We start from the raw sequence: 12,475 nt of genomic DNA on the forward strand, positions 1-12,475 counted from the left end.
TTTCACGTGTCCGCGCGTGCGTCCGTACTGACCGATCCCGAGCAGCTCAAAGAGCTCCTCGGGATCCCCTTCACGCCCGAACAGATGGCCTGCGTCACCGCCCCGCCCGCCCCGCAGGTGATCGTCGCCGGCGCCGGATCCGGCAAGACCACCGTCATGGCCGCCCGCGTGGTCTGGCTCGTCGGCACCGGCACGGTCGCGCCCGAACAGGTCCTCGGCCTCACCTTCACCAACAAGGCCGCCGGCGAACTGGCCGAGCGCGTACGCACCGCCCTGGCGCGGGCCGGCATCACCGACCCCGACCCCTCCCCGGCCGACGCCGCCGCGGCCGGCGGGGAGCCGCGCATCTCCACCTACCACGCCTTCGCCGGCCAGCTCCTCAAGGACCACGGCCTGCGCATCGGCCTGGAGCCCAGCTCCCGGCTCCTGGCCGACGCCACCCGCTTCCAGCTCGCCGCGAAGGTGCTGCGCGACGCCCCCGGCCCGTACCCCTCGCTCACCAGATCCGTCCCCGACCTGGTCGGTGACCTCCTCGCGCTCGACGCGGAACTCTCCGAGCACCTCGTCGACCCCCAGAGCCTGCGCCTCCACGACACGGCGCTGCTCGACGTGCTCGCCGGCACCCGGCTCACCAACGAGGACCTGCGCAAGGTCCCCGAGGCCGTGCGCGGCCGCCTCGAACTGCTGGAGCTCGTCGGCCGCTACCGCGCGGCCAAACGCTCCCGCGACCTCTTCGACTTCAGCGACCAGATAGCACTCTCCGCGCAGCTCGCCACCACCCGGCCCGAGGTGGGCGCGTTGCTGCGCGAGGAGTTCCGGGTGGTCCTGCTCGACGAGTACCAGGACACCTCCGTCGCGCAGCGGCTGCTCCTGTCCGGCCTGTTCGGCGCGGGCACCGGCCACGCCGTCACCGCCGTCGGCGACCCGTGCCAGGCGATCTACGGCTGGCGCGGGGCCTCCGTGGCCAACCTCGACGACTTCCCCGAGCACTTCCCGCACGCCGACGGCACCCCCGCCACCCGGCTCTCCCTCAGCGAGAACCGGCGCAGCGGCGGCCGCCTCCTGGACCTGGCCAACGGCCTCGCCGCCCCGCTGCGCGCCATGCACGAGGGAGTGGAGGCGCTGCGTCCGGCGCCGGGAGCCGAGGGCGTCGGGCAAGTCCGCTGCGCTCTGCTGGAGACCCACGCACAGGAGCTCGACTGGGTCGCCGACTCCGTCGCCCACCTGGTGCGCACCGGTACGCAGCCGCGCGAGATCGCCGTCCTGTGCCGGTCCGCCGCGGACTTCGCGCAGATCCAGGCCGTGCTGGTGGACCGGGACGTCCCGGTGGAGGTCGTCGGCCTGTCCGGGCTGCTGCACCTGCCCGAGGTCGCGGACCTCGTCGCCGTCTGCGAGGTCCTGCAGGACCCGGGCGCCAACGCCTCCCTCGTCCGGCTCCTCATCGGCCCCCGCTGGCGGATCGGCGCGCGCGACCTGGCCCTACTGGGCCGCCGCGCGCGGCTCCTGGTGAGCCGTGCGCCGGCCGGGGCCGACCCCGACGAACGGCTCGCGGCGGCCGTGGAGGGCGTGGACCCGGCCGAGATCGTGTCCCTCGCCGACGCCCTGGAGACCTTCCTCGACGGCGCCGGCCAGGCCCCGGACGACCTCCCCTTCTCCGCCGAGGCCCGGGTCCGCTTCGCGCACCTCGCGCAGGAGCTCCGCGACCTGCGCCGGTCCCTCGCCGACCCGCTGATGGACGTCCTGCACCGGGTGCTGTCCACCACCGGCCTCGAAGTGGAACTGTCCGCGTCCCCGCACGCGCTGGCGGCCCGCCGGCGCGAGACCCTGTCGAACTTCATGGACGTCGCCGCCGGCTTCGCCGCGCTGGACGGGGAGGCCACGCTGCTGGCCTTCCTGGCGTTCCTGCGCACGGCCGCCCAGTACGAGAAGGGCCTCGACCACGCCCTGCCGGGCGGCGAGAACACGGTGAAGGTCCTCACCGCCCACAAGTCCAAGGGCCTGGAGTGGGACGTCGTGGTGGTCCCGGACCTGTGCGCGGGGTCCTTCCCGAAGGAGAAGGCACCGCAGGCCTGGACCTCGTACGCGAAGGTCCTCCCGTACGCGCTGCGCGGCGACGCCCCCACCCTGCCCGCGGACCCGGCCTGGACCTCGGCAGGCCTGAAGTCCTTCAAGGCCGCGCTCAAGCACCACAAGTCGGTGGAGGAGCTGCGCCTGGGCTACGTGACGTTCACCCGCCCGCGGTCCCTGCTGCTGGCCTCGGGCCACTGGTGGGGCCCGACCCAGAAGAGGCGCCGCGGCCCGTCGGAGTTCCTCACCGCCCTGTACGAGCACTGCGCGGCCGGTTTCGGCGAGATCGAGGCCTGGGCGCAGGAGCCCGAACCGTCCGCCGAGAACCCGGCCCTGGCAGGCGAATCCGCGGCCGACCACTCCTGGCCGCTCCCGCTCGACCCGCACTCCCTCGCCCTGCGCCGCTCGGCGGCCGCCCTGGTGGAGTCCTACCTGGCGACGCCGCCCCCGCCGGAACAGGACGACGCCTACCTCTGGCCCCCGGACTGCGAGGACCCCGCCTACGACGACGAGCCCTGGCCCGACGAGCCCTGGCCGCAGCCCGACCTCGACCCGGCCGAGGGCTGGGACCCCGAAGGGGACGCCTCCGCGGCCCCTGCCGGCCCCGGCCCGGCCGAGGGCCAGGACGACGACCCCCCGTGGGGCGGCCCGGCAGCCCTCCCGCACCCGGCGCAGCCGCCCGCGGCCCTTCCCGGCGTGCCCGCCGGAGCGATCCCGGCCCCCGGCGGGGAGCTGCAGGCCGACGCGCCGTCCGCGGCGCCGCGGGGCCGAGCCCGGCCCCCGGCCGGAGCAGTCCCCGGCCTCGCCGAGGACGGGGGCACCGGCGCCCTCGCGGGCGGCCCCGCCGGCACCCCGCAGCGGGCGGAGCCGCCCGCGTCGCCTGCCGGTTCCCTATCCGACGGGGCCACCGCGGCCGACTCGGCCACGCCCTGCGGAACGGCTCCGGACCGCAACGCCCCGGCCTCCGCCGAGGACTGGGACACCGACGCCCTCTGGGTTGACGGCGCAGCCGCGCCGGGCGACGCCCCCGACCTCACGGGCGGCCCCTCCGCTCCCGGAGCGGCGGGCCGGGCGCGAGCCGCCCACGTGGCGGCGCTCCCCGCCGCCACGGCCCAGGCTGACGACTTCGCGGGCGACGCCGACCGGGCCGCAGGCCCGGGCCCCCGCGCCGGTGGCCGGCGCGCCGTGCCCCAGGCGCGCGGCTCGTGGGCCGACGAGGCCTGGGCCGCAGACCCGGCGGCGCAGCCGCGCTCCGGCGCGCGTACACCCGCCTTCCCGGCCGACTCGCAGGGCGGCCCCGCCCTCGGGGGCGGCGAGCCCCGCCCGGCAGAGCCGTACCCCGCGCCGGGCGGAGCCGTCTCGGCGCGCGACACCTGGGCCGCCGGCGAGGCCTGGGCCGGGGACCGCGCGGCGCAGCCCGCCGGCCCCGCGGCGGAGCCGCACTCCGTGCCGCGGCCCGGTGTGCCCGGCCCCGCCGCAGGCGCGCGGCTCACGCCCGAGGAGGCCCGGGCGATCGCCTCCTGGGACCGGGACCTCGACGCCCTGGAGGGCGAGCTCCGCCGCGCCCGCGCGGCCGTCCGCGACATCCAGCTGCCCCCCGCGCTCTCGGCCAGCCAGCTGCTCCGGCTCGCCGCCGACGAGCAGGGCTTCGTACGCGACCTCGCCCGCCCCATGCCCAAGCCACCGCAGCCCGCGGCCCGCCAGGGCACCCGCTTCCACGCGTGGGTCGAGTCCCGCTTCGACGAGCTCCCGCTCCCCTTCCTCGACGTCCTCGATCCCGTCGCCGACCTTCCCGGCGCCGCCGGCGACAGCACCGGCTCCGGCCAGGACATCGCCGACGAGGCCGACCTCGAAGCCCTCAAGGCCGCCTTCGAGCGCAGCCCGTACGCCGACCGCCCGCCCCACCGGATGGAGGCCCCGGTCCAGCTCACCCTCGCCGGCCGCGTCATCCGCGGCCGCATCGACGCCGTCTACAAGACCACCGACGGCAACGGCGACGACGTCTACGAGATCGTCGACTGGAAGACCGGCCGGACCACCGAGGCCGATCCGCTCCAGCTCGCCGTCTACCGCCTGGCCTGGGCCGAGGCCACGAACACCCCGCTCGACCGGGTCACCGCCGCCTTCCTGCACGTCCGCAGCGGCCGTGTGATCCGCCCCCGCGACCTCCCCGGCAGGGCCCGTCTTGAGCGGATCCTCCAAGGCGGATCGGGCCCCGACGGTGACCACCAGGCGGACGGCTAGGCTCGGGGCATGAGCCACACCCAGCCGGACAACGTCGTCCGCACGTACATCGACACCCACCGCGCCGCCTTCCTCGACGACCTGGCCGAGTGGCTGCGGATCCCCTCCGTCTCGGCCCAGCCCGAGCACGCGGACGACGTACGCCGCAGCGCCGAATGGCTCGCGGCGAAGCTCAAGGAGACCGGGTTCCCGGTCGCCGAGGTCTGGGAGACCGACGGCGCCCCCGCCGTCTACGCGCACTGGCCGAGCGAGGACCCGGACGCGCCCACCGTCCTCGTGTACGGCCACCACGACGTGCAGCCCGCCGCCCTCGCCGACGGCTGGCACACCGACCCGTTCGAGCCGGTGGTGCGCGACGGCCGGATGTACGCGCGCGGCGCCGCCGACGACAAGGGCCAGGTGTTCTTCCACACCCTGGGCGTACGGGCGCACCTGGCGGCCACCGGCGCCGCCGCCCCCGCCGTGCACCTCAAGCTGATCGTCGAGGGCGAGGAGGAATCGGGCTCCGCCCACTTCCGCGAGCTCGTCGAGACCCGCGCCGGCGAACTCGCCGCCGATGTCGTGATCGTCTCCGACACCGGCATGTGGTCCGAGACCACCCCCACCGTCTGCACCGGCATGCGCGGTGTCGCCGACTGCGAGATCGACCTGCACGGCCCCGACCAGGACATCCACTCCGGCGCCTTCGGCGGAGCCGTGCCCAATCCGGCCACCGCCGCCGCCCGCCTGGTCGCCGCCCTGCACGACGCCGACGGCCGCGTCACCGTCCCCGGCTTCTACGACGGCATCGCCGAGCTCACGGACGCGGAGCGCGCGCTCATCGCCGAGCTGCCCTTCGACGAGTCCGAGTGGCTCCGTACGGCCAAGTCCCACGCGGCCGCCGGCGAGGCCGGCTACAGCACCCTGGAGCGCGTCTGGGCCCGCCCGACGGCCGAGGTCAACGGCATCGGCGGCGGCTACCAGGGACCCGGCGGGAAGACCATCGTGCCGGCCTCCGCCCACGTGAAGCTGTCGTTCCGCCTGGTGTCCGGGCAGGACCCGTACGAGGTCGAAGCGGCCGTCAGGCAGTGGGTCGCGGCCCGCGTCCCGGACGGCATCCGCCACACCATCACCTTCGGTGCGCCGACCCGCCCGTGCCTGACCCCGTTGGACCACCCGGCCCTGCAGTCCGTCGTCCGGTCCATGGGCCGCGCCTTCGGCCAGAAGATCCGCTTCACCCGTGAGGGCGGCTCCGGACCCGCCGCCGACCTCCAGGACGTCCTGGGCGCGCCCGTGCTGTTCCTCGGCATCTCGGTGCCGTCCGACGGCTGGCACGCGCCGAACGAGAAGGTCGAGCTGGACCTGCTGCTCAAGGGCGTCGAGACGGCCGCCTACCTCTGGGGGGACCTGGCCGGCGGACTCCACGGCCACCGCACGCCCCGCACACCCGCCTGACCCGGCGCACACACCTGTCGTACCGAGCCTGCCTGTCCCACCACCGGGGGAGTTGGAAGTACCAGTGAGCACCCATACCGAGCGCCCTCTCTCGCTCACCGCGCCCAGCGGCATCGACCGCTGCGCGCACCACCGCCTCGACGAGGCGTGGCTCGCCGCCGCCTGGAGCCACCCGACGACCCGCGTCTTCGTCGTCTCCGGCGGCCAGGTCCTGATCGACGACACCCCCGACGGCGGCACCGGCATCGTGATGACACCGGCCTTCGAGGCCCCGGTCACCGAGACCCACCGCTACTTCCTGGGCACGGACGAGGACGGCGTACGGTACTTCGCGCTGCAGAAGGACGCGCTGCCCGGCCGCATGGACCAGTCGGCCCGCCCGGCCGGCCTGCGCGAGGCCGGACTGCTGCTGAACGACCGCGACGCCGGACTGATGGTCAACGCGGTGGCGCTGGAGAACTGGCAGCGGATGCACCGCTTCTGCTCCCGCTGCGGAGAGCGCACGGTGGTCGCGGCGGCCGGGCACATCCGGCGCTGCCCGGGCTGCGGCGCCGAGCACTACCCCCGCACCGACCCGGCCGTGATCATGCTGGTCACCGATGAGCACGACCGCGCGCTGTTGGGCCGCCAGGTGCACTGGCCGGAGGGCCGCTTCTCGACGCTCGCCGGGTTCGTGGAGCCCGGGGAGTCGATCGAGCAGTCCGTCGTCCGCGAGGTGTGGGAGGAGGCGGGCGTCAGGGTCGGGCGGGTCGAGTACGTGGCCAGCCAGCCGTGGCCCTTCCCCTACAGCCTGATGCTGGGCTTCAACGCCCGCGCCACCAGCTCCGAGATCACCGTGGACGGGGAGGAGATCCAGGAGGCCCGCTGGTTCTCCCGCGAGGACCTGCGCGCGGCGTTCGAGTCGGGCGAGGTGCTGCCCCCCTCGGGCATCTCCATCGCCGCACGGCTGGTCGAGCTCTGGTACGGCGAGCCGCTGCCGAAGGCCGCGGCGTGACGTTGGTCATTCCGTGACGGCGGAAGGCCCCCGCCCTCAGGGCGGGGGCCTTTGGCGGACGCGGGAGCCGCTCAGACGGCGAGGGCCTGCTTGACCTGGGCCAGGCTCGGGTTCGTCATGACGGACTCGTTGCCGGCGGCCGACTTCACGAGCACGGTGGGCACTGTCTGGTTCCCGCCGTTGGCCTTCTCGACGAACGCAGCGGACGTCGGGTCGAGCTCGATGTTGATCTCGTTGTACGCGATGCCTTCCCGGTCCAGCTGGGTCTTCAGCCGACGGCAGTAGCCGCACCAGGTCGTGCTGTACATCGTGACGGTGCCCGTGTCCTGCATGCTGCGCTCTCCTTCGTGAAGGCTCGGTGGTCCGAGTACTCGAACGTACGCGACCCCGGGGCCATTCCCGTACGTACACATCCGCACCGCCGGTGTGACTGATATGACGTATCTGTGGTGCCTGTGGACAGATTTCCCGCCCGGCTCACGAGACCTGGCAGCATGGCGGAGTGACAGCAGCAACGCACTCCTCATCCTTCACCGCCGCAGCGGACTCGGCCGACGCGGTGCTCTTGGGCCTCGACCCGGAGCAGCGCGAGGTCGCGACGAGCCTGCGCGGACCGGTGTGCGTGCTGGCCGGAGCCGGTACCGGCAAGACCCGCGCGATCACCCACCGGATCGCCTACGGGGTCCGGTCGGGCCAGCTCATGCCGGCCAGCGTGCTCGCCGTCACCTTCACCAACCGGGCCGCCGGCGAGATGCGCGGCCGGCTGCGCGCGCTCGGCGCGGGCGGCGTCCAGGCCCGGACCTTCCACTCCGCCGCCCTGCGCCAGCTCCAGTACTTCTGGCCCAAGGCCATCGGCGGGGACGTGCCGCGGCTGCTGGAGCGCAAGATCCAGTTCGTCGCCGAGGCCGGGGCCCGCTGCCGCATCCGCCTCGACCGCGGCGAGCTGCGCGACGTCACCGGCGAGATCGAGTGGGCCAAGGTCACCCAGACAGTGCCCGCCGACTATCCGGCGGCCGCCCTCAAGGCGGCCCGAGAGGCCCCCCGGGACATGGCCGAGATCGCCCAGATCTACGGGACGTACGAACAGCTCAAGCGCGACCGCGGGATGATCGACTTCGAGGACGTGCTGCTCCTGACCGTCGGCATCCTCCAAGACCGCCACGACATCGCCGAGCAGATCCGCGGCCAGTACCAGCACTTCGTCGTCGACGAGTACCAGGACGTCAGCCCGCTCCAGCAGCGGCTGCTCGACCTGTGGCTCGGCGAGCGCGACAGCCTCTGCGTCGTCGGCGACGCCAGCCAGACCATCTACTCCTTCACCGGCGCCACCCCCGACCACCTGCTGAACTTCCGCACGCGCTATCCGCACGCCACCGTGGTCAAGCTGGTCCGCGACTACCGCTCCACCCCCCAGGTGGTGCACCTCGCCAACGGACTCCTGAACCAGGCCGCGGGGCGGGCCGCCGAGCACCGCCTGGAGCTGGTCTCCCAGCGCGAGTCCGGACCCGACCCCGTCTACGCCGAGTACGCCGACGAGCCCGCCGAGGCCGAGGGCGTCGCCCGCCGGATCCGCGACCTGATCGCCGCAGGCGTCCCGGCGGGCGAGATCGCCGTGCTCTTCCGCATCAACGCCCAGTCCGAGGTCTACGAGCAGGCCCTCGCCGACGCCGGGGTCCCGTACCAGCTGCGCGGCGCCGAGCGCTTCTTCGAGCGGCAGGAGGTCCAGAAGGCCATCCTCGCCCTGCGCGGAGCGGCCCGTTCCGGCGGGAACGACCCGCTGCTGGAGGACATCGTCGACCTGGGCTCCCAGGTCCGGGCGGTGCTCAGCTCCACCGGTTGGACCACCGAGCCGCCCGCCGGCTCCGGCGCCGTGCGCGACCAGTGGGAGTCGGTGGCCGCACTGCTCCGGCTCGCCGAGGACTTCGCCCGCACCCGGCCCGGGGCCACGCTGGCGGACCTCACGGTCGAGCTGGAGGAGCGCAGGGCCGCCCAGCACGCCCCGACCGTCCAGGGTGTCACCCTGGCCTCGCTGCACGCGGCGAAGGGCCTGGAGTGGGACGCCGTGTTCCTCGTCGGCCTCACCGACGGCATGCTGCCGATCACCTACGCCAAGACCGACGACCAGGTCGAGGAGGAGCGGCGCCTGCTCTATGTCGGCGTCACCCGGGCGCGGCTGCACCTGACCCTCTCCTGGGCGCTCTCCCGCACCCCCGGGGGAAGGGCCTCCCGACGCCCCAGCCGCTTCCTGAACGGCCTGCGGCCGGGCTCCGCCGCTTCGGGAAGCCGGCCGGGCTCCGCGGACGAGCGAGCGCCGCGGGCGCGCGGCCGCCGCGGCCCGGTGCGCTGCCGGGTCTGCGGCAGGACGCTGACCGAGGCCGGCGAGCTGAAGCTGATGCGCTGCGAGGACTGTCCGTCCGACATGGACGAGGGTCTCTACGAGCGGCTGCGGGACTGGCGTGCCGGCCAGTCGAAGGAGCAGGGCCTGCCCGCCTACTGCGTCTTCACGGACAAGACGCTGATGGCGATCGCGGAGGCCGCGCCCACCGAGGCGGGAGAGCTTGCGATGATCTCCGGAGTGGGCGGTCGCAAGCTTGACCGGTACGGAGCCGATGTCCTGGCCATCTGTGCAGGTCAGGAGCCTGGGGGCGAGGATTCTGACGGCGCGTAGAAAATCGTCGGAAAAATAGTTTGCACATGCCCAGCGAAGACCCATAGGTTCTTAGCAACGGAAACGGTGGCTTCTCCGAAGCCCTGGATCCGTGCTGTACTTATCCGAATACGCATGGGACAGGCCCTCGGGCCGGGTCCCCGAGACGCCGAGAGGAGGCGAGACCAGTGACCAGCTTCATGACCTTCACCGAAATGACCGATCGCTCGGTTGATGCCTCCTGCCTGCTCGGTTCCGTCTCTGCTCTGGGTACCGGTGCGTCCGCGATTTGCGCCGACCGCCCCGCCCTGCTCGCGACCCTTGCGGTCAGCGAGCGCAATGAGCGACCGACCCAGGCACCGGTGGCAGTACTGGCAGCAGAAGCACAGGCGCACGGCGCCTATGGATTTGCCGCCGCGGCCGGTGCCGGATCCCTGACGAAGCAGACGAAGCAGCAGCACCACCTGATGTGGGCCTTCCGTGGGCTCGAACCCTGGAGTGATCCAGCCTGATCGCATGATCAGGCCGGCGCCTTCAGGGCCGCGGAACCCCACCCGGGATCCGCGGCCCTTCTGTTTGTCCCCGACCGGGGGCGACGACAGAGAAGGGGCCTCGGGACTGGCAGAACCAGGTACCAGCCGCCCCCGGCCGACCGGCCGGAACGACTAGCCGAACAAGACGAGGAAGAAAACACCGTGCAACTCGAAGCGCACGCCCCGTCCGTACCTCAGACCCAGACGATCTCCCCGCCCGCAGTTCCGGAGGACCACACCTTGACCCCGCTCACCGCGCTGACCGCGCTCGACGACGCCATCGAGAACCTCGGCGTCCCGGTTCCCTGCCGCACCTTCGACCCCGAGGTCTTCTTCGCCGAGTCCCCGGCCGACGTCGAGTACGCCAAGTCCCTCTGCCGCACCTGCCCGCTGGTCGAGGCCTGCCTCGCCGGAGCGGTCGAGCGCCGCGAGCCCTGGGGTGTCTGGGGTGGCGAGCTCTTCGTCCAGGGTGTCGTCGTAGCCCGCAAGCGGCCCCGTGGTCGTCCGCGCAAGAACCCGGTTGTCTCGGCATGACCGCCATCGGAACCATCGACCGCCCCCTGACGCACGACCCCCTGAAGCAGGCCCTCATGACCGCCCACACCACGAGCGAGCAGCCCCACGGCGCCGCCCACGCAGACTTCATCACCACCGGCGCGATCACCTCGCGTCAGAACAGGACCCGCGAAATGCAACTCATCCCAGAAGCCCTCGCTCGTGCCCATATGGACGAGCTCATGCGTGAGGTGGACGCCGAGCGTCACGCCGTGCGCCTGGTCGCCGCCCGCCGCATGCAGCGGCGAGCCGAGCGCGTCTCGATGCGCGCCCGGCGGGCGCTGGCCATGGCCGTCATGCACTGAGAGCTGAAAGCAGCACTCCGGGGGGACCGGTCCGAAGGGACCGGTCCCCCCGGTGCGTTGCGCGGGCCCGTCCACCCCCGGCGGAGGTACCGTCTGCAGGTGGACCAGCCGACTCCCCAGCCCGACCCGTCGGGATCCGAGGCCCAGCCCGTCGTCTGCGCGCGCTGCGGCACACACTCCCCCGGCGGAGCCCCGCCCACCTGGACCTGTTCGGTGGAGAACGGGACCAGAGAGTACTTCTGCGTCGCATGCGCCCGCGCCAACCTCCGGGCGATCGAGGGCAGGCTCGACTCCTCCTGGTGGTGATCTTCCAGGGGGCGGGACACCCCCTGGAACCTCACTCGGCGGAGGCGAACCCCGGCAGCCAGGTGTCCAGTTCGTCGCGCAGCCGCACCGTCGCGCCCAGCTGGCACAGCACCCCGATGGTGCTCAGCGTCACCCGGTGGATCAGCAGGTACGAAGGCGGCAGGTTGATCTGCCGACCCAACTGGTGTGCGGGGGACCGGGGATCGGCGATCCGCGCCGCCTGACCGCGCAGCCAGGGCCGGGTGAAGGTGAACTCCTCCGCCTCCGCGGGCTCGATGATCGGCTTCAGGTAGTCCAGCACGGCGTCCGGGTCCAGCTCGACGGACTCCTTCACGAACCCCTCGGCACACAGGTGGCCGTAGACCCCCTCGGCGTCGCCGTCCAGCGTCATCCGCAGGGACCTGCCGATGGGCTTGGGCCAGCCCCCGGGCAGCCGGTCGACCGTGCCGAAGTCCAGCACGCCCAGCCGCATCCGGTCGTCCGCGCCCGGTATCAGCCGGAAGTTGCCCGGGTGCGGGTCGGCGTGCAGCAGACCCGTGCGGGCGGGGCCGGAGAAGAGGAACCGGGCCAGCAGTTGTCCGGCGCGGTCGCGCTCCTCCTCGCTGCCGTCGGCGATCACCTCCGACAGCGGGGTCCCGTCCAGCCACTCGGTCACGAGCACCTGGTCGCCCTGGTGGACCACGTCCGGGACGATCACGTCCGGGTCGTCCACGAAGGCGTCCGCGTGCGTCCGCTGGGCCTCGGCCTCCAGCTCGTAGTCGAGCTCCTCCGACACCCGGTCGCGCAACTCCTTGATCAGCGGCTTGATCTCCATACCGGGGACCAGCGGACCCAGCAGCCCCGCGAACCGGCCCAACTGCTTCAGGTCCGACAGCAGCGCCTCACCGGCCCCCGGGTACTGGACCTTGACCGCCACCTGCCGGCCGTCGTGCCACACCGCCCGATGCACCTGCCCGATCGAGGCCGCCGCGGCCGGCTTGTCCTCGAACTCCTCGAACAGGTCCCGCCAGTCGGCACCGAGACGGTCCGTCAGCACCTGATGCACCGTCGCCGCGGGCAGCGGCGGGGCTGCCTCCTGAAGCTTGGTCAGCGCCGCCCGGTAGGGCCCCGCGACGTCCTCGGGCAGCGCCGACTCGAAGACCGACAGGGCCTGCCCGAACTTCATCGCACCGCCCTTCAGTTCACCCAGGGTGCGGAACAACTGCTCGGCAGTGCGCTGCTGGAGCTCGCGCGCCACGATCTCCGCCGACTTGCCCCCGATCCGCTTGCCCAGCCCCCAGGTGACCCGACCCGCGATGCCGAGCGGCAACGAGGCCAGCTTGACGGTACGGGTGACCGCCTTCCGGGGAAGATCAGACATGCGCCCCTCCAAATCCCAGACAGCTGCGCC

At 73.3% G+C, this 12,475-nt stretch carries 10 protein-coding genes; 8 read left to right on the plus strand and 2 right to left on the minus strand.

Features of this window, described 5'->3' with window-relative positions:
* Positions 1 to 6 precede the first annotated feature (6 nt).
* From ACFWFZ_RS22315 to nudC, 3 genes are read left to right on the plus strand one after another with little or no spacing between them, the layout of a single operon-like run.
* A complete protein-coding gene (locus ACFWFZ_RS22315; protein WP_387124543.1) occupies positions 7 to 4,311 on the plus strand; it encodes a UvrD-helicase domain-containing protein in 4,305 nt (1,434 codons plus the stop codon).
* 9 nt (positions 4,312 to 4,320) lie between these two features.
* Positions 4,321 to 5,745: a dipeptidase gene (locus ACFWFZ_RS22320; protein ID WP_387124544.1), complete on the plus strand. Its 1,425-nt coding sequence runs from the start codon at positions 4,321 to 4,323 to the stop codon at positions 5,743 to 5,745.
* Between the two features lie 52 nt (positions 5,746 to 5,797).
* Positions 5,798 to 6,739 (plus strand): NAD(+) diphosphatase, encoded by a 942-nt coding sequence (gene nudC, locus ACFWFZ_RS22325; RefSeq protein WP_387124545.1) that lies wholly within the window; start codon positions 5,798 to 5,800, stop codon positions 6,737 to 6,739.
* Positions 6,740 to 6,810: 71 nt separating this feature from the next.
* Here nudC and ACFWFZ_RS22330 read toward each other — a convergent pair whose 3' ends face one another.
* Positions 6,811 to 7,071: a mycoredoxin gene (locus ACFWFZ_RS22330; protein ID WP_387124546.1), complete on the minus strand. Its 261-nt coding sequence runs from the start codon at positions 7,069 to 7,071 to the stop codon at positions 6,811 to 6,813.
* Positions 7,072 to 7,241: 170 nt separating this feature from the next.
* On the opposite strand from ACFWFZ_RS22330, the gene ACFWFZ_RS22335 reads away from it, so the two are divergent.
* From ACFWFZ_RS22335 to ACFWFZ_RS22355, 5 genes are all read left to right on the plus strand, one after another.
* Positions 7,242 to 9,407 carry an ATP-dependent DNA helicase UvrD2 gene (locus ACFWFZ_RS22335; RefSeq protein ID WP_387124547.1) on the plus strand — a complete coding sequence of 722 codons (2,166 nt, stop codon included), beginning with the start codon at positions 7,242 to 7,244 and terminating at the stop codon, positions 9,405 to 9,407.
* Between the two features lie 179 nt (positions 9,408 to 9,586).
* The gene (locus ACFWFZ_RS22340; protein ID WP_387124598.1) at positions 9,587 to 9,898 is read left to right on the plus strand and encodes a hypothetical protein; all 312 of its coding nucleotides are present in this window, start codon (positions 9,587 to 9,589) and stop codon (positions 9,896 to 9,898) included.
* Positions 9,899 to 10,081: 183 nt separating this feature from the next.
* On the plus strand, positions 10,082 to 10,453 hold the full coding sequence (locus ACFWFZ_RS22345) for a WhiB family transcriptional regulator (protein WP_030029453.1): 372 nt from the start codon (positions 10,082 to 10,084) through the stop codon (positions 10,451 to 10,453).
* Positions 10,450 to 10,779, plus strand: coding sequence for a hypothetical protein (locus ACFWFZ_RS22350; RefSeq protein ID WP_356813639.1), 330 nt, complete (start codon positions 10,450 to 10,452; stop codon positions 10,777 to 10,779). Before ACFWFZ_RS22345 ends, ACFWFZ_RS22350 begins: the two co-directional genes overlap by 4 nt.
* 99 nt (positions 10,780 to 10,878) lie before the next feature.
* Positions 10,879 to 11,085, plus strand: coding sequence for a hypothetical protein (locus ACFWFZ_RS22355; RefSeq protein ID WP_387124548.1), 207 nt, complete (start codon positions 10,879 to 10,881; stop codon positions 11,083 to 11,085).
* Between the two features lie 31 nt (positions 11,086 to 11,116).
* Here the strand turns inward: ACFWFZ_RS22355 and ACFWFZ_RS22360 are convergent, their stop codons facing one another.
* The gene (locus ACFWFZ_RS22360; RefSeq protein WP_387124549.1) at positions 11,117 to 12,445 is read right to left on the minus strand and encodes an ABC1 kinase family protein; all 1,329 of its coding nucleotides are present in this window, start codon (positions 12,443 to 12,445) and stop codon (positions 11,117 to 11,119) included.
* Between the last annotated feature and the right edge of the window lie 30 nt (positions 12,446 to 12,475).

The organism is Streptomyces sp. NPDC060232 (genome assembly GCF_042726555.1).
Lineage (GTDB): Bacteria > Actinomycetota > Actinomycetes > Streptomycetales > Streptomycetaceae > Streptomyces.

Bases quoted from the DNA above. Each gene is read 5' to 3' on its own strand.
- ACFWFZ_RS22320 (WP_387124544.1), top strand. From the start codon at position 4,321: ATGAGCCACACCCAGCCGGACAACGTCGTCCGCACGTACATCGACACC.
- ACFWFZ_RS22330 (WP_387124546.1), bottom strand. From the start codon at position 7,071: ATGCAGGACACGGGCACCGTCACGATGTACAGCACGACCTGGTGCGGC.
- ACFWFZ_RS22340 (WP_387124598.1), top strand. From the start codon at position 9,587: ATGACCTTCACCGAAATGACCGATCGCTCGGTTGATGCCTCCTGCCTG.
- ACFWFZ_RS22350 (WP_356813639.1), top strand. From the start codon at position 10,450: ATGACCGCCATCGGAACCATCGACCGCCCCCTGACGCACGACCCCCTG.
- ACFWFZ_RS22360 (WP_387124549.1), bottom strand. From the start codon at position 12,445: ATGTCTGATCTTCCCCGGAAGGCGGTCACCCGTACCGTCAAGCTGGCC.